Genomic DNA, 19,216 nt, shown 5'->3' with positions numbered 1-19,216 from the left:
GTCTTTCGCGCGTCCTGTTCCCTTTCACGTTAGCGCAGCCGCGGACGCCGTCGCCACCCTGATTAACGCAGCCTTGCCCCTTTCCGCCACACCGAGTGGGTCAACGGGACCCCGGGCCGATAAGCGAGATGCGTGGTGGACGGAGCGTCGAGTACGTGCACATCCGCCCGCGCACCCGGCCGCAGATACCCGACGTCCTCGCGGCGAAGCGCCCGCGCACCACCGGCGGTCGCCGACCACACGGCCTCGTCGACAGTCATCCGCATCTGCAGCACCGCTGTCGTCACGCAGAACGCCATCGACGTGGTGTACGAACTGCCCGGATTCGCGTTGCTGGCCAACGCGACCGTCGCGCCAGCGTCGAGCAGCCGCCGCGCCGGAGCGAGCGACTGCCGCGTGGACAAATCGCACGCGGGCAACACCGTCGCGACCGTGTTGGACGACGCGAGCGCCTCGACGTCGGCATCGCTCAGGTACGTGCAGTGGTCGACGCTCGCCGCGTCCAGCTCCACTGCCAGCCGCACGCCCGGACCCTCACCGAGTTGATTGCCGTGCACGCGCAGCCCAAGTCCGCGCTCCGCCGCCGCCTTGAGCACCCGCGCCGACTGCGCCTCGTCGAACGCACCGGTCTCGCAGAACACGTCGGCCCACCGCACATGCGGCGCGACCGCGTCCAGCATCTCGCCGCACACCAAGTCCACATAGGACTCCGCGTCGGCGCCCGGCGGCACGAGGTGGGCCCCGAGGAAGGTCACCTCGTCCGCGACCTCGCCGGCGATCCGCGCCGACCGGGTCTCGTCGGCGACATTGAGGCCGTAGCCGGTCTTCGTCTCCAGGCAGGTGGTGCCCTGCGCAGCCGCTTCCTCGACATGTCGACGGAGATTCGCCGCCAGCTGCTCGTCCGAAGCCGCCCGCGTCGCATCGACGGTGACCGCGATTCCGCCTGCCGCGTAAGCCTGCCCGGCCATCCGCGCCTCGAACTCGGCGGTGCGATCGCCCGCGAACACGAGGTGGGTGTGGCTGTCCACCCACCCGGGCAGCACAGCGCGACCCTCGACATCCACGCGCTCGTCGGCATCCGGGGCCTGCGCGGCCGGACCGGCCCACGCGACGGTCTCGCCGTCGAGCACCAACGCGGCGTCGCGTAGCTTGCCCAGCTCCGGGTCGTTCGTGGTGAGCTCGCCGATTCCGGTGATCAGAACTGCCACAGCGCCTCGATCTCCTTGGCCAGTAAGGTTTCCGGTCGTTCGATCAGCACGTGCGCGCCGTCGCGCACCACTTCCCGCCCGGCCACCACCACGGTACGGACATCCGCGGCCGCAGCGGCGAACAGCACGCCGGACGGTTCGATCCCGGCCGTACGCACGGTGTCCATCGCGACGGTGACCAGGTCGGCTCCAGCGCCAGCCGCGAGAGTGCCGGTCTCCGGCCAACCCGCGGAGATGTGCTCGGTCCCAGCGGCAAGCAGTTCTTCCGCGGTGAACCGGCCGCGTTCCTCGCTGGCGAGCCGGTCGTCCAACTCCAGCGCCCGGGTCTCCTCGAATGCGTCGACCACCGCGTTGCTGTCGCTCCCGATGCCGAGCCGCGCGCCCGCGTCGAGCAGACTCCGAGCTGGCCCGATGCCGTCGCCGAGGTCCCGTTCGGTGGTCGGGCAGAAGCACGCGCCGCTCCGCGATTCGCCCAGCCACTTGATGTCCTGCTCGGTCAGGTGCGTCGCGTGGACTGCGGTGAGCCGCTCGCCGAGCACGCCGTAATCCCAGAGCAACCCGGTCGGCGTCCAGCGGTACGCGGCCTCGCACTGCTCGTTCTCCGCGCGCTGTTCGGACAGGTGGATGTGCAACGGCCGGTCCTTCGGCACCGCACTGTCCACCTGCGGCAGCTCGTACTCCGGCACCGCGCGCACGGAGTGGATCGCCCCGCCTACGCGGAACAGGTCGTCTTCCTTCAGCAGCGCGACGCGTTCCGCCCAGTTCTCGGCGGAACCGTCCGAAAACCGCTGCTGCACCTCGTCCGGCGGCACGCCGATGCCGCCCGCGAGATAACAGGTGTCGAGCAGGGTCATCCGGATCCCGGCGTCCCGCGCGGCCTGTCGCAGCGCGTCGCCCATGGCGTTGGGCGACGCGTACGGTTTGCCGCCCGGACCGTGATGCAGATAGTGGAACTCGGCGACGCTCGCGTACCCCGCCAGCACCATCTCCGCGTAGACGCCGCGAGCGAGCCGGTAGTACGAATCCGGATCGAGCCGGGCGGCGAGCGAGTACATCCGCTCCCGCCACGTCCAGAACGTGCCCCGCTCGTGGTGCGTCCGGCCTCGCAGCGCGCGGTGGAACGCGTGCGAGTGCCCGTTGGCGAACCCGGGCAGGGTCAGTCCATTGAGGACAGTTCCGGACCTTTCCGCGTTGGCGGTCACCGAAACGATCCGGCCGTCGGCGGTCTCGATTCGGACCGCGTCCGCGACGCCCTCGGGCAGCCAGGCCCGTTCGCACCAGTATGTGGTCATCTCGCGAGCCGCTCCAGCACCTCGGCGAGCGCCCTCGCACCGGCCTCGACGTCGTCTGCCTCGGCGAATTCCTCTGGCGCGTGGCTGATCCCGGTCGGATTGCGGACGTACAGCATTCCGGACGGCACGAATCCCGCCAGGATCGCCGCGTCGTGCCCGGCACCGGTGGGCAGCTCGGGCGGAGCGCCCAGCCACTCCCCCAGCGACCGCCGCAGCGACTCGTCGAACACCACGTCGTCGGAGTACGACTCGCGCGTGACCGCGAGCTGACACCCCTCCGCTTCAGCAGCGTCCTGCGCCGCCCGGGTGATCTCCTCGACCAGCTCCGGCGTCGAGGTACCCGGCACCCGCGCGTCCAGCCACAGGTCCACAGTGGACGCAATCACATTCGTCCCGCCCGGCGTGGGCACGAGCCGCCCCACTGTCGCCCGAGCGTCCGACAACTTCTGCGCCAGCCGCCGCACCGCCACCACGGTCTCGGCGGCGGGCAGCATCGGATCCACCCGGTCCGCGAGCAACGTCGCACCCGCGTGGTTTCCCTGGCCAGTGAACGAGAATCGCCAGCGGCCGTGTGCGATCACCGTGTTGCCGACCGCCACCGGCGATCCGAGGTCGATCAGCCCCCTGCCCTGTTCGACGTGCAGTTCCAGGAACTGCCCGATCAGCCCGAGCCGGTCCGGATCCGCACCAATCCGGTCCACATCCAGGCCGGACTTCGCGGCGGCCTCGGCGAACGTGACGCCGGACGGATCCCGCAACGCCCGGGCCCGGTCCGCGTCGATCGTCCCGGTGAGCAGCCGCGAACCGAGACACGGCACGCCGAAGCGCCCGCCCTCCTCCTCGGCGAACACGACCACCGCGCACGGCTTGTTCGGACGGAACCCCTTGGTCTGCAACGCTTCCACTGCCGCCAGCGCACTCACGACGCCGAGCGGCCCGTCAAACGCGCCGCCGCCCGGAACCGAGTCCAGGTGGCTGCCGGTGACGACCGCGTTCGCGCCGGGAGCGCCCCACCACGCCCACAGGTTGCCGTTGCGATCGGTCTCGACGTCAAGGCCCAGCTGCTGCGCCCGTTCGACGAACCACGTGCGCAGGTCGTGCTCCGGCGCGTCGAACGCGTGCCGCGAGTAACCGCCGCGCCGGGCGTCGCGCCCGACGTCGGCGATCTCGCCGAGCAACCCGGATGCGGTCACGCCTGCTCCCGCATCGGCACCCGCACGCCGCGCTCGTCGGCGACCTCGGCCGCACGGTCGTACCCGGCGTCGACGTGCCGGATGACGCCCATGCCCGGGTCGTTCGTGAGCACCCGCTCCAGCTTCTGCGCCGCCAGCGGCGTGCCGTCCGCGACGGACACCTGCCCGGCGTGGATGGACCGGCCCATGCCGACCCCGCCGCCGTGGTGGATGGACACCCAGCTCGCGCCGGACGAGGTGTTGACGAGCGCATTGAGCAGCGGCCAGTCGGCGATCGCGTCGGAACCGTCGGCCATGCCCTCGGTCTCGCGGTACGGCGAGGCGACACTGCCCGAGTCGAGGTGGTCGCGGCCGATCACGACCGGGGCCTTCAGCTCGCCGCTGGCCACCATCTCGTTGAAGCGCAGGCCGGCCAGGTGCCGTTCGCCGTAGCCGAGCCAGCAGATCCGGGCGGGCAGGCCTTGGAACGCGACCCGCTCACCGGCCATCTTGATCCAGCGCGCCAGCGACTCGTTCTCCGGGAACAGCTCGAGCATCGCGCGGTCGGTCGCGGCGATGTCCTCTGGGTCGCCGGACAGCGCGGCCCAGCGGAACGGTCCGTTGCCCTCGCAGAACAGCGGCCGGATGTAGGCGGGCACGAAGCCGGGGAAGTCGAACGCGCGCTCGCAGCCGCCGAGTTTCGCTTCGCCGCGCAGGGAGTTGCCGTAGTCGAATACCTCGGCGCCGCGGTCGAGGAACCCGAGCATCGCGTCGACGTGGTCGGCCATCGACTCGCGCGCCCGGTCGGTGAACTCGTCCGGCTTCTTGGCCGCGTAGTCCTGCCAGTCGTCCACGCTGATGCCCTTGGGCAGGTAGGACAGCGGGTCGTGCGCCGAGGTCTGGTCGGTGACGATGTCCACCTCGACGTCGCGGCGCAACAGCTCCGGCAGCAGTTCGGCGGCGTTGCCGACGACGCCGACGGACAGCGGGCGCCGTTCCTTCTTCGCCGCGGTGACCCGCCGGATCGCGTCGTCCAGGTCGTCGGCCACCTCGTCGAGGTACCGGTGCTCGACCCTGCGGTGCGCGCGCTGGGCGTCGACCTCGATGCACAACGCCACACCGTCGTTCATCGTGACCGCCAGCGGCTGCGCGCCGCCCATGCCGCCGAGCCCGGCGGTGACGGTGAGCGTGCCGCGCAGGGTTCCGCCGAAGCGCTTCTTCGCCACCGCGGCGAACGTTTCGTAGGTTCCCTGCAGAATGCCTTGCGTACCAATGTAAATCCACGAACCGGCGGTCATCTGCCCGTACATGGTGAGGCCCTGCTGCTCGAGCCGGCGGAACTCCGGCCAGGTCGCCCAGTCGCCCACCAGGTTCGAGTTCGCGATCAGCACCCGCGGCGCCCACTCGTGGGTGCGGAACACGCCGACCGGCTTGCCGGACTGGACCAGCAGCGTCTCGTCCTGCTCCAGCGCGGTCAGCTCGCGGGTGATCGCGTCGAAGCTCGCCCAGTTGCGCGCGGCGCGGCCGGTGCCGCCGTAGACGACCAGATCGTCGGGCCGCTCGGCGACCTCGGGGTCGAGATTGTTGTGGAACATCCGCAGCGCGGCCTCGGTCTGCCAGTTCTTCGCGGTGAGCGAGGTGCCCCGGGCGGCGCGGACGGTACGGGCGGTGCTTGTCATGCTCAGGCCTCCAGTTCGGCCGCGGTCAGGACAGCGCCCGACCGCACGAGTTCTTCGGCGGCCGCGATCTCGGGCGCCAGGTGACGGTCGGGGCCAGGACCCTCGACCTTGGTGCGCAGCAGGTCCCGGACGCGTCCGGTGACCGGCGAAGGCTGCAGCGGCGCGCGGAAATCGAGCGCGCGGGCCGCGGTGAGCAGTTCGACGGCGAGCACGGTGGTCAGGCCGTCGACCGCCTTGCGCAGCTTGCGCGCGGCGGACCAGCCCATGGACACGTGGTCCTCCTGCATCGCGCTGCTCGGGATCGAGTCGACGGAGGCGGGCACGGCGAGCCGCTTGAGCTCGCTGACCACGGCGGCCTGCGTGTACTGCGCGATCATGTGCCCGGAGTCGACGCCGGGGTCGTACGCGAGGAACGGCGGCAGCCCGTGCGAGCGGGCCTGGTCGAGCATCCGGTCGGTGCGGCGTTCGGCGATGCTTGCCACGTCCGCCACCGGCACCGCGAGGAAGTCGAGCACGTACGCGACCGGCGCGCCGTGGAAGTTGCCGTTCGACTCCACCCGGCCGTCGGCCAGCACCACCGGATTGTCCACAGCGGACCAGAGTTCCCGCTCCGCGACCAGTTCCGCGTGCGTCAGCGTGTCCCGCGCGGCGCCGTGCACCTGCGGCGCGCATCGCAGCGAGTACGCGTCCTGCACTCGGTTGCAGTCCGGACCGCGGTGGCTTTCCACGATCTTCGATCCCTGCAGCGCCGCGAACATCCGCGCCGCGCTGGTCGCCTGCCCCGGGTGCGGCCGCAACGCCTGCAGATCAGCGGCGAACGCGCGGTCGGTGCCCAGCAGCGCCTCGACGCTCATCGCCGCGGTGAGGTCCGCGACGTCCAACAGCCGGTGCAGATCGGCGGCGGCGAGCAGCAGCATGCCGAGCATGCCGTCGGTGCCGTTGGTGAGCGCGAGGCCCTCCTTCTCGGCCAGCACGACCGGCGTGATCCCGGCCGCCCGCAACGCGTCCGCGGCGGGCTTGCGCTCGCCCGCGTGGAACACCTCGCCCTCGCCCATCAGCGCCAGCGCGACCGCCGCCAGCGGCGCGAGGTCGCCGGAGCAGCCGAGCGAGCCGTACTCGTGCACGACCGGCGTGATGTCCGCGTTGAGCAGCGCCGCAAGCGTTTGCGCCGTCTGCGGCCGCACGCCGGTGTAGCCGCTGGCCAGCGTGCGCAGGCGCAGCAGCATCAAGGCGCGCACCACCTCCGGCTCCACCGCCGGCCCGGCGCCCGCGGCGTGCGAGCGGATCAGGCTGCGCTGCAGCGCCGTGCGGCTCTCGACGGGAATGTGGCGCGTGGCGAGCGCGCCGAACCCGGTCGAGACCCCGTAGGTCGGCGACGTGGCGTCGGCGAGGTCTTCGATGTGCTGGCGAGTGGCGGCGAGGTTCTTCTCGACCGCCTCGGCGAGCCCGACGTGCGCGTGCCCGCGGACGACGTCGACGACCTGCGCCGCGGTCATCGGCTTCGAGCTCAGGAGGACTGGTTCCGGCATGCCGCCATTGCACCTCCCGGCGGGCTCCGGCGACAGTGCGGAGTTGGCGGTAGTGTCTGGGATTCAAGACAACACGTGGCGAGAGCCTCGGCTACCGGAGCGAAGGGACCCCTCATACTCCGTCTGGGCGGTGCGAGGGGTCCCCTCGCACCTTTTCTTAAGGAGGAGACCGTGAGCAGTTCCGACGTGCCAGCCCTGCGCAACGGCCTCTCCGTCCTGCGCCTGCTGGCCGGCCACGCGGGCCCAGTCTCAGCCGCCGCCATCGCCCGAGACCTCGACCTGCCCCGGTCGACGACATACCACCTGCTCAACGAACTGACCGCAGCCGGTTTCGTCACCCACCTGCCCGCCGAACGCCGCTACGGCCTCGGCATCGCCGCCTTCGAACTAGGCTCGGCCTACCTGCGCCACGACCCGCTGGAGCGGCTTGCCGGACCGCTGCTGCGCAAACTGGTCGACCGCATCGGCCACACCGCACACCTCGGCGTCCTGCACGGCAACGAATCGCTATACCTGATCAAGGAACGCCCCGCCCGCCCGGAAACGCTGGTCACCGACGTCGGCGTACGCCTGCCCGCACACCTGACCGCCTCCGGCCGCGCGATGCTGCAACACCTGCCCGCCGCCCACGTCCGTGCCCTGTTCCCGGCCGCCGCGTCATTCGTCCTGCGCACTCCGCGCGGGCCCAATTCGCTGGCCGCGCTACGCCGAACCTTGGCCACCGAACGCCGTCTGGGCTGGTCAGTGGAAGACGGTCACGTGACGGCTGGCTTCGCGTCTGTCGCCGCGCCGGTGTTCGACCACGGTTCCCGCCCGATGGCTGCGATCAGCGTGACGCTGCGCCATCTTTGCCCAGAGGACCGTCCGTGCGAAGAAACCTTCCCCGACCTAGCCGAAGCCGTCGCCGCGACAGCCGCCACGCTCACTACGCACATCGGCGGCAACCGGCCGGAGTGAGATCCCCTTCAAGCCAAACACGCAAGCAAGCAGCGCGGAGCTGGGCACGAAATCCGCGCACGCCGTGAAGAACTCAACCTGACCATTGAGCAAGCCGCCGCCGCGGGAGTGGGCGGCGAATCTTGGCGACGTTACGAGCAAGGCAACCGATGGCCGCTGTGCTCGGAGAAGCCTGCGCTCGAACGTTCGCGCTGGGCTGCGACTACACAATCGACGGCATCAAGGAAGACCTCAGGTCTCTGGCGAACATGCCGAGAGGAACGTGACCAGCTGCCCGGCGGACGACCTCGCCCTGCACTTGATTTTCGAGCAGGGTGCGATCAGTTGGGAGATCGACGAGGCAATCGACTTCGAGGACGGCGAAGACGACGAGAACATCTACGCTCTGCACTCCGAGGAGATCTTCCCGCCAGACGGCCGCAAATGGCATTTCGATACCCGCCGCGACAGCACTGCGGAGCAAAAACGACTGTCGGCACCTGATCCCGTGAATCAGGTGCCGACAGTCGAGTGGAGGTGCCGGGAATTGAACCCGGGTCCTCTAGCGCCTCCTCAAGGCTTCTCCGTGCGCAGTCCGCTATGTCTCTGCTTGGCTCCTTCAGTCACGCGAACAAGCTGAAGTGACGAGCCCAGCCACTGTTTGCTTCCCTACCAGGCCCCGTGGCCGGGACTGGCGGTAAGCCTCCTAGCTGATGCCGGCGACCGGGTCGGAGGCGACCCCGGGCCGACAGACTTGCTCTACTGCGATCAGGCAGCGAGAGCGAAGTCGCGCTGGCTATTGGCCTTGGCGCTTATTAGGTTGCGATGACGCTTGCGGTGGTCTCTCGCCTGCACCGGCACGCTTCCCTTGATTCAACGTCCAGAGTCGAAACCGTTCACCCCCTTGTAGGTGCTTGTAACCTCACCATCATAACCCGCGCGGCAACCCGATAATTCCGGCATGGGGTAGGGCTGTCCCCACCCCGAAGATGCCCGCTCGCCCCCTGGTTGCCCGGCACGCGCCCGGCCATGCTGAGCAGGTCAGTTTCCGCAGTGAGGGAGCCCCGCCATGGTCACCGTGCCCGCCGGTCGCAGTTTTGGGCGCCGCACTCCGCCGTTGGGCGGGGCGCTGGCTTATCTGCTGCTCAACCTGCCCATCGGCATCCTCTCGTTCACGCTGATCGTGACGCTCGCCTCCGCCGGCTTCGGGACGCTCGTCGTGTGGCTCGGCGTACCGCTGCTCGCGCTGCTCATCCTGTTCACGCGGACCGCGGGCCGGGTCGAGCGGGGGCGCGTGTTCGCTCTGCTGGACGTGTATGTCGACGACCCCTATCTGCCGCTGCCGCCGACGGGGCAGAAGCAGCGCTGGCTGACCCGGCTGAAGGACCCGGCGACCTGGCGCGACCTGTCCTACCTGTTCCTGCTCTTCCCGCTCGGCCTGGTGGAGTTCGTGCTGGTCGTGACAGTGTGGGCGGTCAGCTTGGGCCTGGTCACGCTGCCGATCTACTACCGCTTCCTTCCGGACGGCGTCTACGCCTTCCCGAGCTACGATGTGCCTTGGTTCGTCGTCGACTCGACGGTGACCGCGCTGCCGTGGGCGGCGCTGGGGGTGCTGTTCGCCGCGATCGCCGTGGCCCTGACTAAGGGGCTGGCGGCGCTGCACGCGGCGTTCGCGACCGGGCTGCTGCGGCCCACGGTCGCCCAGCGGCGTCGCATGGAGCGCTCGTGGAACGAGATCGACGGGATCACGGTGGCCGGATGACTTCGCAAGACCCGCCTCCGGAGCACCCCCGTCCGCATCCGGCCCGCACGATCGCGTACATGATCCCGTCGTTCTTCCTGCGGCTGCTGCAGTTCATCCTCATCGTGGTCGGCGGCACGGTCGGCACGGGAACGCTGATCATCTGGATCGGCTTCCCGATCCTGCTGGCCGTCACCGGGTTCATCCGCTGGTCAGGCGACCTCGAACGCCGCTGGGCCCGCCGGATGCTCGGCACCCCGCTGACACCGGTCGAGCGGCTTTCGCTGGAGGGGCAGTCGCTGACCCGCCGCTGGCTGACCCGGCTGTCCGACCCGACGACCTGGCGCGACCTGGCGTACCTGATGGTCGCGTTCCCGATGTCGATCGTCGAATTGCCGATCGCGATCGCGTCGATCGTGCTGCTGCCGATGGCGATCTGGGTGACGCCGTGGCTGGGCTGGCTGCACGGCAACCTGGCACTGTCGATGCTGGGCCCGAACCGCACGAAGAAGCTCGAAAAGAAGGCTGAGCACCTGCAGGCGTCGCGGGCTCGTGGCGTGGACGCCGCGGAGGCCGAGCGCCGCCGGATCGAGCGGGACCTGCACGACGGCGCGCAGCAGCGGCTCGTGGCCGTCGCGATGAGCCTCGGCCGGGCGAAGTCGAAGTTCGACAACGACCCGAACGCGGTGCGCGACCTGATCGACGAGGCCCATTCGGACGCCAAGCTCGCCGTTTCCGAGCTGCGCGACCTCGCCCGCGGCATCTACCCCGCCGTGCTCGGCGACCGCGGTCTCGACGCGGCTCTGTCCGCACAGGCCGCGAAGTCGCCGATCCCGGTGGACGTGCACGTCAACGTCGAGCCCCGGCCGCCGGCCGCGGTCGAGACCACGGCGTACTTCATCGTCGGCGAGACCCTCACCAACATCGCCAAGCACTCCGGCGCGACCGAGGCGACGGTGAAGGTGTGGCGTTCGGACACGCACGTCATCACCGAAATCACCGACAACGGCCACGGCGGCGCCGAGGTTCGCCCTGGCGGCGGCCTCGCCGGGCTGGCCGACCGAGCGGCGACCATCGACGGCGTGATCACCGTCGTGAGCCCGGTCGGCGGGCCGACGGTCATCAGAGCGGACCTGCCGTGTCAATGGTGACCCGGCCGTGAGTGAATAGCCTCCGGGAGCTTTTCACTCACGGACCTGGGGGCTTTGATGCGAGTAGTGATCGCCGAAGACGCCGTGTTGCTTCGGGCGGGGGTCACCCGGTTGCTCGCCGACGAGGGCATCGAGACGGTCGCCGCGGTCGACAACGGCGACGATCTGCTCGGCGCGATCACCGAACACCGTCCTGACCTGGCGATTGTCGACGTCCGGATGCCGCCGACGTTCACCGACGAGGGGTTGCGCGCGGCGCTGGCGGCTCGCAAGGAGATCGCTGGCCTGCCGGTGCTCGTGCTGTCCCAGTACGTCGAGGAAAGCTACGCGGTCGAGCTGCTGTCCGGCGGGGCCGGCGGCGTCGGCTACCTGCTGAAAGAGCGCGTCGCCGACGTGGACGAGTTCCTGGACGCGGTCCGTCGCGTCGCGGACGGCGGCACCGCCATCGACCCCGACGTCATCGCCCAGCTGATGGCCCGCGGCCGCCGCAACCCGCTCGATTCGCTCACCGCGCGTGAATCCGAGGTACTCGGATTGATGGCGCAGGGACTGTCCAACAACGCCATCGCGAACTCGCTGGTCGTGTCGCACGGAGCGGTCGAAAAGCACATCGGCAACATCTTCTCGAAGCTCGGCCTCGAGGCCAGCTCCGAAGAACACCGCCGGGTACGCGCGGTGCTGACCTACCTTGGCCGTTAAAGCCTGGCCGTTAAAACCCCTCACTCGAACTGACGGCAGCCCGGGCGGGCCTTCCTCGCCTACCATGGACTGATGCCGCCCGAGCCGAGCGAGGAGAACCCGATGTCCGACCGCAGCGTCCGCTTCTTCGGCGGCCCGCTCGACGGCCGGGTGCAGGAACTCGCCGACGAGGAACCGGTTCCGGGCACCGTCGTGCGCCACATCCACCTGCACGGCGGCCCGAAAATCGAGACGCGGTACGAACTCGGCCTCACCGAGGACGGCTGGGCGTACCGGGTACAGGCGCACGAATCCGAGCCGGAACCGGACACCCTCCCTTAGCGAGGTAGGGCAAACCCCACCACGCACCCCCTGCTGGCCTGAACCCTTTTTCGGTGGTCTGCACGGCTGTTTCCGCGCCCGGAAACCGACAGGCTCTTCAGCATGACGACGAGCCAGCTGCCGACCCGCGCCCCACGGGCGTCCCGGGACAAGTTTCTCGACGTGGTGCGCGCCGGAGCGATTCTCGCGGTGGTCGCGCAGCACTGGACGATGCCGGTGCTTTCCTTCTCCGGCAACACTCTTTCCACCGGCAACGCCCTCGCGACGCCGGGCTGGTGGATCATCACCTGGGCTTCGCAGGTCATGCCGCTGGTCTTTTTCGCGGGCGGCGCGGCGAACCTGATCTCCTTGCGCCGCGCGGAATCCACCCGCGCCTGGTTCGCCGGACGCGTACGCCGGCTGCTCGTTCCGGTGCTGCCGCTGATGGCGGTGTGGCTCGTCGTGCCGGATCTGTTGCACGGCCTGGGAGTTCCGCCGCAGCCAGTGCAGGTGGCCAGCGCGATCGCCGCGCAACTGCTGTGGTTCCTCTCGGTCTATTTGCTGACCGTGCTGCTCACACCGTTGATGGTCGCCGCCCACCGGCGCTGGGGTCTCGCGGTGCCGGCGGTGCTGGCCGGACTGGGCGTTCTCGTTGACGTGGCACGGTTTTCCGACCTCGGCCTGATCGGGTACGCCAACGCCGTCATCGTCTGGGTCGCCGTGCACCAACTCGGTTTCCACTACGTCGAAGGCCGCCTCGGCTCGCTCAGCCGCCGCGCCGCGCTCGCCGTGTCCGCCGCCGGTTTCGGAGTGACCGCGCTGCTGGTCGCGTTCGGTCCGTACCCGGCGAGCATGATCGGCATGCCGGGCGCGCCGGTGTCCAACATGAGCCCGCCGACCGTTCTGCTGCTGTTCCTGGCGCTCGGCCAGATCGGCTTCCTGCTGGCTTTCCGCGAGAAGCTCGTCTCGCTCCCCCGCGTCACCGCCGCGCTCGGCTGGCTCAGCCCGCGGTTCATGTCGGTCTACCTGTGGCACATGCCGGCGCTGGTCGTGGTTTCCGGCGTGACCGTGTTCGCCCTCGGCTACTCGACGCCGACCCCGGGTACGTCGATGTGGTTCCTCATGGCGCCCGCCTGGTTCGCGGTGTGCGGCGCGGTGCTGCTGGGTCTGCTGCGGCTGTTCGAGCGCTTCGAGATGCAGCCGGACGGCCTGGTCGTGACCGCACGGACGCCGCAACTGGTGCTGGCGGGCCTGCTCGCCTCCGGCGGTCTTCTCGGTCTGGCCGCGCACGGATTCGCACCGCTGCGCGACGGCGTGCTGAACGGTCCGCTGCCGTGGGTGGCGCTGGTCGCGGCGGGGTTCACGCTGGCCGGACGTCAGGTGTCGCTGCCGCGCGGCCGGGCCCTCGTGGCGGTCAAACGCTGAGCAGCTTCGCGGGGGTGTCGTGCAGCACCGCTCGCAGGAACGGCTCGCCAAGGCGATCGTCGGCTGCCCAGCCGGCGATCGCCCGCAGCTGTGTGGCGTACGAGTACGGGATGTTCGGGAAATCGGTGCCGAGCACGACACGGTCGGCGACCTCCGCCAACCGGACCGTCCAGTCCGGCGGCAGCGGCGACATCGCCTCCGCGAACGGCACGCCGACCATGGTGGTGTCCAGGTGCACCCGGGGGTAACGGGCCATCAGCTCGAACGCGGTGGTGAATTGGGGCATCGCCGCGTGCGCGAGGACAGCGGTGAGCCGCGGATGCCGTCGCAGGACTTCCTCGAACACCTCGAGCCCGGTGAAATCGCCGCGCAACGGCCCGTGTCCACAGTGGATAACCACTGGCGCGCCCGCCTCAGACAGCGAGCCCCACACGCCATCGAGCAGCTCGTCACGCGGGTCGTACGCGCCGACCTGAACGTGCGCCTTGAAGCACTTGGCTCCTGCGCGCAGCGCACTATCCACATAGGACGGCGCGCCCGGCTCCGGGTAGAACGTGCCAGTGGGCACCGCTTCCGGAACCTGCTCGGCGAACTCCAAAACCCAGGACGTGAGCCACTCCGCCATGCCCGGCTTGTGCGGGTACACCAGCGGCGCGAAGGCCTTCACGCCAAGCGCGCGCAGCGTTTCGATCCGCTCCGCCTCGGACGTGCGGTAATGGATCGGCCAGGGCGTGCCGTAGTGCTGCTCGGCGCGGTCGAAATACGCCCACACCTTGTCCAGCACTGGCTTCGGCAGGAAGTGGACGTGCAGGTCGACGATCCCGTCGAGGCCGAGCCCGGCGATCCAGCCCGGGACGTCCGCGTCGGCGGCCGGACCCGCGCTCACTCCGTGAACCGGCCCTTCAACGCCCGCCCCATCGCGCGGCTGATGTCCTTCTGCGCGTCGCGTTTGGCGAGCGACTGGCGCTTGTCGTAGGCCTTCTTGCCCTTGGCCAGCGCGATCTCGACCTTGACCTTGCCGTCCTTGAAGTACATCGACAGCGGCACCAGCGACAGACCGCTTTCCTTGGTCTTGCCGATGAGCCGTTCGATCTCGCGCCGGTGCAGCAGCAGCTTCCGCGTGCGCCGCGGCATGTGGTTGGTCCAGGTGCCCTGGGTGTACTCGGGGATGTGGACGTTGCGCAGCCACACCTCTCCGTCGTCCACCGTCGCGAACGCGTCCACCAGCGACGCTTTGCCGGCCCGCAGGCTTTTGACCTCTGTGCCCACCAGCACCATCCCGGCCTCGTAGGTGTCCAGGATGGAGTAGTCGTGCCGAGCCTTGCGGTTCGACGCGATGACCTTCTGTCCACGTTCCTTGGGCATACCGGCCAGTTTACGTGGCACCGAGCCGATCAAGCACGCCGGTTTACGGCCGGTCACCCGGCGAAGTCAGTGCTGCTGGAGACGCACGAACCGCCCGGCGAAAACGTTCGCCGGGCGGTTCGAGGGCAAAGGAATGCGGCTAGTGGCGCACGTACAGCCGCAGCGTGACGTAGCCGGTGATCGCCGAGATCACGATCGACACCGCCAGCAGGATCGGCGCGACCGGGAACAGCACCTCGAGCGTGGTGATCTGCGGGAACACTTCGCCGGTGAAGACCGTGTCGAGGAAGGACAGCTTCGTCAGAAGCAGGAACACCACCCCGAGCACGGCGCCGACCGTGCCGGCGACCACCGCCTCCAAGAGGAACGGCAGCTGGGTATACCACCGCGTCGCGCCCACCAGGCGCATGATGCCGACTTCCGTCCGCCTCGTGAACGCCGAAACCTGAATGGTGTTCGCGATCAGCAGCAGGGCGGCGACGGCCATGATGAGCGCCATCACGAACGCGATGTTCCGGACTCCGTTGAAGACGTTGAACACGCGGTCGAGGAACTTCTTCTGGTCGTCGACCTTCTTGACGCCGGGCTGGCCGGTGTACTGCTTGATGATCGCGTCGGACCGGTCCGGGTCCTTCAGCTTCACCTGCAGCGACGCGGGCAGCGCCTCGGGGCCGGTCAGCTCGAGCAGTTCGGGCTGGCTCGCGAAGATCTTCTTGAACCGGTCGTAGGCCTGGTCGCGGTTCTCGTAGACGACCGACTCCACACCGGGGTTGTTCTGCAGCGACTGGCGGAGCCCGTTGCAGAGCGCCTGCGTGCAGTTCTTGTCGTTCGCGCTCACGTCGTCGACCAGCGAGACCGAAACTTCGACTTCGGCGAGGAAGTTCGCCTTCATCTTGTCGATCGTGCGCACGGCGAGCAGACCGCCGCCGAGCATGGCGAGCGAGACCGCGGTGGTGAGGATCATCGCGATGGTCATCGTGACGTTCCGGCGCAAACCGGTGACGACCTCGCTGAAGACGAAACTGGCACGCATCGCTCTGGTAATTCCTTGGGTCGGGGCGGAAAAGGGCGGGGTGCGTCAGCGGCCGATGCCGTAGACGCCGCGGGCGTCGTCGCGGATCACGCGACCGAGCTGCAGCTCGACGACCCGCCGCCGCATCGAGTCCACGATGGAATGGTCGTGCGTGGCCATCAGCACGGTGGTGCCGGTGCGGTTGATCCGCTCCAGCAGCAGCATGATGTCCTGGCTGGTGTCCGGGTCGAGGTTCCCGGTGGGCTCGTCGGCGAGAAGCACGAGCGGGCGGTTCACGAACGCGCGGGCGATCGCGACGCGCTGCTGCTCGCCGCCGGAGAGCTCGTTGGGCAGCCGGTCGGCTTTGCCGTCGAGGCCGACGAGTTCGAGCACCTCGGGCACGACCTTGCGGATCGTGGGCCGCGGTTTCCCGATGACCTCGAGCGCGAACGCCACGTTTTCCGCGACGGTTTTGTTGGCCAGCAGCCGGAAGTCCTGGAACACGCAGCCGATGGTCTGGCGCAGGCGGGGGACCCTGCGCCGGGCGAGCTTGGCGACGTCGAAGTTCGACACCATGACCCGTCCCTTGGAGGGCACCTCTTCCCGCAGCAGCAGCCGCAGGAACGTCGACTTCCCGGAACCGGACGGGCCGATGAGGAAGACGAACTCACCCTTGTCGATCTCGACCGACACCCGTTCGAGGGCGGGACGGGTCGAGGTCTTGTAGACCTTGGAAACCTCTTCGAGCCGGATCACGGTTCGGCATCCTACCCATGGGCCCCGTTAAGCCCGGGTTGCCGGTGCCTTGGGTGACCCGCGCCTCGTCCCGGCGCGGGTCGCCGCCGCCTCGCGGATCAGACCGCGTTCGTCTGCTTGCGCCAGCGGATTCCGGCCTCCAGGAAGCCGTCGATGTCGCCGTCGAGGACCGCGGTGGGGTTGCCGACCTCGAATTCCGTACGGAGGTCCTTGACCATCTGGTACGGGTGCAGCACGTAGGAGCGCATCTGGTTGCCCCAGCTGGAGCCGCCGTCCTTGAGCGCGTCCATTTCGGCCCGTTCCTCCTCCTTTTTGCGCTGCAGGAGGCGCGCCTGGAGGACCTTCATCGCGGCCGCCTTGTTCTGCAGCTGCGATTTCTCGTTCTGGCAGGAGACGACGATGCCGGTCGGGATGTGGGTCAGGCGGACCGCGGAGTCGGTGGTGTTGACGCTCTGCCCGCCGGGGCCGGACGAGCGGTACACGTCGACGCGGATGTCCTTTTCCGGGATGTCGACGTGGTCGACTTCCTCGACCTCGGGCAGGACCTCGACGTGCGCGAAGGACGTCTGCCGCCGGCTCTGGTTGTCGAACGGCGAGATCCGCACGAGGCGGTGGGTGCCCTGCTCGACCGAGAGGGTGCCGTAGACGTACGGGGCGGTCACCTTGAAGGTGGCGGACTTGATGCCCGCTTCTTCGGCGTAGGAGATGTCGAAGACGTCCGTCGGGTAGCCGTGCCGCTCGGCCCAGCGCAGGTACATGCGCAGGAGCATCTCGGCGAAGTCGGCCGCGTCGACGCCGCCCGCTTCGGAGCGGATGTTGACGACGGCGTTGCGGTCGTCGTATTCGCCCGACAGCAGGGTGCGGACTTCGAGCGCGTCGATGTCTTTGCCGAGGTCGGCGAGGTCGCCCTCGGCCTCGGTCATGCTGCCGCTGTCGCCCTCGTCGGCGGCGAGCTCGTAGAGGACGCCGAGGTCGTCGAGGCGCTGGCGCAGTTCGGAGACGCGGCGCAGCTCGGCCTGCCGGTGGGACAGCTGGCTGGTGACCTTCTGGGCTTCTTCGACGTTGTCCCAGAGGGTGGGGCTGGACGCCTGCTCCTCGAGCTCGGCGACCTGCGCCCGCAGCGCGTCGAGGTCCATCACCGACTCGATCTGGGTCAGCTTGCCGGTCAGGTCCTTCAGCGCCGCATCGAACTCATCACTCACGCCGGACAACGTTACGGCAAAACCCACGACCGGTCGCGAACCGGTCGTGGGGCCGTGGCGGAGCTCAGGCCTGCGGGATCGAGTCGAGCAGCTTCAGGGCGGCCTTGGCCTGCGCCTGGGCGAACTCGGCGACTGCCTTGGCGTAGGGGCCGTCGGCGGTCTTGGTGGCGTTCTTGGCCTCTTCGAGCTGCGCCTGGTAGGTGGTGCGGGCGCTGTCGAGCAGGGCGCCGCGCTGTTTGGCCGTCAGGGAGCCGGCGTGCACGAGCCGCAGGATGAGCGGGCTGCGCAGGTGGTCGGGTCCGGCCTCGGACGTGAGCCACGTCTTGAAGGCCTTCTTGCCTGCCGCGGTGAGCACGTACTGCTGGCTCGAACGGGGTCCTTGCTTGCCGAGCCGGACGAGACCCTCTTTCGAGAGCGCCGGGAGCTCGCGGTAGACCTGGCTGCGGGTGACGCTGAAGAAGGCGCCGAAGCGCTCGTCGGCGCCCGAGACGAGCTGGCCGCCTGTGGCGGGGCCGTCATGGAGCAGACCGAGCAGAGCGGCGGCGGTTGCATTCAATTCGGACACCCCTCTACGGTCCCACTTATCCGCCGCTGTGTCCACAGTGGTCACCAATCAGTCCATTGTGGCCAGCGGCAACCCCTCTAACAGCCCAGTCCGCAGGTATGTCCACAATAGACTCTGCCACGCTCCGCAACCACCGCCGAAACGATCACCGCGCCGCAACCACCACCCGAGCGACGGCCAAATGGCGCACAAAAAAAGCCGAGGCCCGTGCATCCGCACGAGCCCCGGCTTCGTATCCAAGTAGCGGGGACAGGATTTGAACCTGCGACCTCTGGGTTATGAGCCCAGCGAGCTACCGAGCTGCTCCACCCCGCGTCGTTGTGAAAACAACACTACACCCCCGAAAAACCCCGCCCACACCACCCCCAAAAACACCACCTGACCAGCAAAAACACCACCCAGGCCGCCGGCAGCTGGCCAGCCCGCCCCGGCCAGCTCCCACGAATCCCACCGCCCCGCCAAACAACCCCCACGCTTTCCGCACCTCCACCCCCGGCATGCGCCACCAATTACGGAATATTCCAACGCCCCCAACGATTTCCGACCCTCTACAAGAGAACAAACAAGAGGTCTAAACCTGTCAAAACCGCCCGATCCCCCACCAACCCAAGAAAACCACCACGCCGACGCCCCCGCCGCCGCGACGCGGCAGGCTGGCTTCCTGCCTTCCGGCCTAACCGAGCCTTCTGCTCCTTGCCAGGCACCGGATTGACACCTCGGTTTTTGCTCTCCGGGCGAGTTCAGATCCGTTGGGCCGCCGAGAATTGGCCCCTCACATACAACCGGAGCCAACGCCAGCAACCCCAACCCAACTTCACGACGGACGAGAGACAAACCCGTCGCACCCCACCAAACACCAACGGGCCCGAAGACCAAGGGCAAGCCCCGCACCCACCTCACCCCACCAGCCAAGCTCGCTCCGCGAGCAAAGGCATCTCACCAGACCGGCCAAGCTCGCTCCGCGAGCAAAGGCCAAAGACGAAGGTGAGGTTCCATCCCCAAGTAGCCCGGCGGGGGTCCAGGGGGCTCGCCCCCTGGCGGGGGTCTGGGGGTTCGACCCCCAGAGGACACAACGAAAGAGGCCTGTCTTCGCGCTTTTTGCGAAGACAGGCCTCTCACCTCTGTAGCGGGGACAGGATTTGAACCTGCGACCTCTGGGTTATGAGCCCAGCGAGCTACCGAGC

The 19,216-nt window shown here is 68.9% G+C and carries 17 protein-coding genes, 1 tRNA gene and 1 other RNA gene; 6 read left to right on the top strand and 13 right to left on the bottom strand.

All coding sequences use genetic code 11. The annotated features are described in order from the left end of the window. Window positions 1–62: 62 nt before the first annotated feature. Genes hutI through hutH form a run of 5 tightly spaced genes read right to left on the bottom strand, consistent with a single transcriptional unit; the run spans window position 63 to window position 6,880 of the window. Window positions 63–1,208, bottom strand: a complete 1,146-nt coding sequence (hutI, locus tag ACWDNU_RS33670) for an imidazolonepropionase (RefSeq protein ID WP_449671834.1) — start codon at window positions 1,206–1,208, stop codon at window positions 63–65. Beyond that, window positions 1,196–2,500, bottom strand: coding sequence for a formimidoylglutamate deiminase (locus ACWDNU_RS33665; RefSeq protein ID WP_449671833.1), 1,305 nt, complete (start codon window positions 2,498–2,500; stop codon window positions 1,196–1,198). The genes hutI and ACWDNU_RS33665 overlap by 13 nt, the downstream gene beginning before the upstream one ends. Beyond that, complete coding sequence (locus tag ACWDNU_RS33660; protein ID WP_449671832.1) at window positions 2,497–3,693, bottom strand: allantoate amidohydrolase; 1,197 nt, start codon at window positions 3,691–3,693, stop codon at window positions 2,497–2,499. Before ACWDNU_RS33660 ends, ACWDNU_RS33665 begins: the two co-directional genes overlap by 4 nt. Continuing rightward, entirely contained in the window at window positions 3,690–5,351 is a 1,662-nt protein-coding gene (hutU, locus tag ACWDNU_RS33655) for a urocanate hydratase (RefSeq protein ID WP_370940066.1), read from the bottom strand. The genes ACWDNU_RS33660 and hutU overlap by 4 nt, the downstream gene beginning before the upstream one ends. Window positions 5,352–5,353: 2 nt before the next feature. After that, a complete protein-coding gene (gene hutH / locus ACWDNU_RS33650; protein WP_449671831.1) occupies window positions 5,354–6,880 on the bottom strand; it encodes a histidine ammonia-lyase in 1,527 nt (508 codons plus the stop codon). Window positions 6,881–7,051: 171 nt separating this feature from the next. Here hutH and ACWDNU_RS33645 point away from each other — a divergent pair, with 171 nt between their 5' ends. Next, complete coding sequence (locus ACWDNU_RS33645; RefSeq protein ID WP_449671830.1) at window positions 7,052–7,837, top strand: IclR family transcriptional regulator; 786 nt, start codon at window positions 7,052–7,054, stop codon at window positions 7,835–7,837. Between the two features lie 508 nt (window positions 7,838–8,345). On the opposite strand, the gene ssrA is transcribed toward ACWDNU_RS33645, so the two are convergent. Then, window positions 8,346–8,720: a transfer-messenger RNA gene (gene ssrA / locus ACWDNU_RS33640) on the bottom strand. A 165-nt stretch (window positions 8,721–8,885) separates the two neighbouring features. On the opposite strand from ssrA, the gene ACWDNU_RS33635 reads away from it, so the two are divergent. The 5 genes from ACWDNU_RS33635 to ACWDNU_RS33615 all read left to right on the top strand — a co-directional run bounded on the left by ACWDNU_RS33635 (window position 8,886) and on the right by ACWDNU_RS33615 (window position 13,132). Beyond that, entirely contained in the window at window positions 8,886–9,578 is a 693-nt protein-coding gene (locus ACWDNU_RS33635; RefSeq protein WP_370940069.1) for a sensor domain-containing protein, read from the top strand. Next, window positions 9,575–10,708 (top strand): sensor histidine kinase, encoded by a 1,134-nt coding sequence (locus ACWDNU_RS33630; RefSeq protein WP_449671829.1) that lies wholly within the window; start codon window positions 9,575–9,577, stop codon window positions 10,706–10,708. The genes ACWDNU_RS33635 and ACWDNU_RS33630 overlap by 4 nt, the downstream gene beginning before the upstream one ends. 57 nt (window positions 10,709–10,765) lie before the next feature. Then, the gene (locus ACWDNU_RS33625) at window positions 10,766–11,407 is read left to right on the top strand and encodes a response regulator transcription factor (RefSeq protein ID WP_009073303.1); all 642 of its coding nucleotides are present in this window, start codon (window positions 10,766–10,768) and stop codon (window positions 11,405–11,407) included. Between the two features lie 102 nt (window positions 11,408–11,509). Next, on the top strand, window positions 11,510–11,728 hold the full coding sequence (locus tag ACWDNU_RS33620; protein ID WP_344269261.1) for a hypothetical protein: 219 nt from the start codon (window positions 11,510–11,512) through the stop codon (window positions 11,726–11,728). A gap of 102 nt (window positions 11,729–11,830) precedes the next feature. Next, the gene (locus tag ACWDNU_RS33615; protein WP_449671828.1) at window positions 11,831–13,132 is read left to right on the top strand and encodes an acyltransferase family protein; all 1,302 of its coding nucleotides are present in this window, start codon (window positions 11,831–11,833) and stop codon (window positions 13,130–13,132) included. Here ACWDNU_RS33615 and ACWDNU_RS33610 read toward each other — a convergent pair. The 7 genes from ACWDNU_RS33610 to ACWDNU_RS33580 form a co-directional block, all read right to left on the bottom strand. Next, complete coding sequence (locus ACWDNU_RS33610; protein ID WP_449671827.1) at window positions 13,122–14,018, bottom strand: amidohydrolase family protein; 897 nt, start codon at window positions 14,016–14,018, stop codon at window positions 13,122–13,124. The two genes, ACWDNU_RS33615 and ACWDNU_RS33610, sit on opposite strands and share 11 nt — an antisense overlap. Beyond that, the gene (smpB, locus tag ACWDNU_RS33605) at window positions 14,015–14,497 is read right to left on the bottom strand and encodes an SsrA-binding protein SmpB (protein ID WP_449671826.1); all 483 of its coding nucleotides are present in this window, start codon (window positions 14,495–14,497) and stop codon (window positions 14,015–14,017) included. Before smpB ends, ACWDNU_RS33610 begins: the two co-directional genes overlap by 4 nt. 139 nt (window positions 14,498–14,636) lie before the next feature. After that, window positions 14,637–15,530 carry a permease-like cell division protein FtsX gene (gene ftsX, locus ACWDNU_RS33600; protein ID WP_037359041.1) on the bottom strand — a complete coding sequence of 298 codons (894 nt, stop codon included), beginning with the start codon at window positions 15,528–15,530 and terminating at the stop codon, window positions 14,637–14,639. Window positions 15,531–15,575: 45 nt separating this feature from the next. Next, window positions 15,576–16,265, bottom strand: a complete 690-nt coding sequence (gene ftsE, locus ACWDNU_RS33595; RefSeq protein WP_009073292.1) for a cell division ATP-binding protein FtsE — start codon at window positions 16,263–16,265, stop codon at window positions 15,576–15,578. A 98-nt stretch (window positions 16,266–16,363) separates the two neighbouring features. Continuing rightward, on the bottom strand, window positions 16,364–17,467 hold the full coding sequence (gene prfB, locus ACWDNU_RS33590; RefSeq protein ID WP_354748380.1) for a peptide chain release factor 2: 1,104 nt from the start codon (window positions 17,465–17,467) through the stop codon (window positions 16,364–16,366). Between the two features lie 64 nt (window positions 17,468–17,531). After that, window positions 17,532–18,032 (bottom strand): PadR family transcriptional regulator, encoded by a 501-nt coding sequence (locus tag ACWDNU_RS33585; RefSeq protein WP_067592944.1) that lies wholly within the window; start codon window positions 18,030–18,032, stop codon window positions 17,532–17,534. Between the two features lie 241 nt (window positions 18,033–18,273). Next, a tRNA-Met gene (locus tag ACWDNU_RS33580) sits at window positions 18,274–18,347 on the bottom strand. Window positions 18,348–19,216 lie beyond the last annotated feature (869 nt).

The sequence above is a fragment of the Amycolatopsis sp. NPDC003676 genome, from assembly GCF_053587275.1.
Note: the sequence above shows the minus strand (reverse complement) of the source record. Positions and strands in the feature narration are given on the sequence as shown.

Bases quoted from the DNA above. Each gene is read 5' to 3' on its own strand.
- ACWDNU_RS33665 (WP_449671833.1), bottom strand. From the start codon at position 2,500: ATGACCACATACTGGTGCGAACGGGCCTGGCTGCCCGAGGGCGTCGCG.
- hutU (WP_370940066.1), bottom strand. From the start codon at position 5,351: ATGACAAGCACCGCCCGTACCGTCCGCGCCGCCCGGGGCACCTCGCTC.
- hutH (WP_449671831.1), bottom strand. From the start codon at position 6,880: ATGCCGGAACCAGTCCTCCTGAGCTCGAAGCCGATGACCGCGGCGCAG.
- ACWDNU_RS33635 (WP_370940069.1), top strand. From the start codon at position 8,886: ATGGTCACCGTGCCCGCCGGTCGCAGTTTTGGGCGCCGCACTCCGCCG.
- ACWDNU_RS33630 (WP_449671829.1), top strand. From the start codon at position 9,575: ATGACTTCGCAAGACCCGCCTCCGGAGCACCCCCGTCCGCATCCGGCC.
- ACWDNU_RS33625 (WP_009073303.1), top strand. From the start codon at position 10,766: ATGCGAGTAGTGATCGCCGAAGACGCCGTGTTGCTTCGGGCGGGGGTC.
- ACWDNU_RS33620 (WP_344269261.1), top strand. From the start codon at position 11,510: ATGTCCGACCGCAGCGTCCGCTTCTTCGGCGGCCCGCTCGACGGCCGG.
- ACWDNU_RS33615 (WP_449671828.1), top strand. From the start codon at position 11,831: ATGACGACGAGCCAGCTGCCGACCCGCGCCCCACGGGCGTCCCGGGAC.
- smpB (WP_449671826.1), bottom strand. From the start codon at position 14,497: ATGCCCAAGGAACGTGGACAGAAGGTCATCGCGTCGAACCGCAAGGCT.
- ftsX (WP_037359041.1), bottom strand. From the start codon at position 15,530: ATGCGTGCCAGTTTCGTCTTCAGCGAGGTCGTCACCGGTTTGCGCCGG.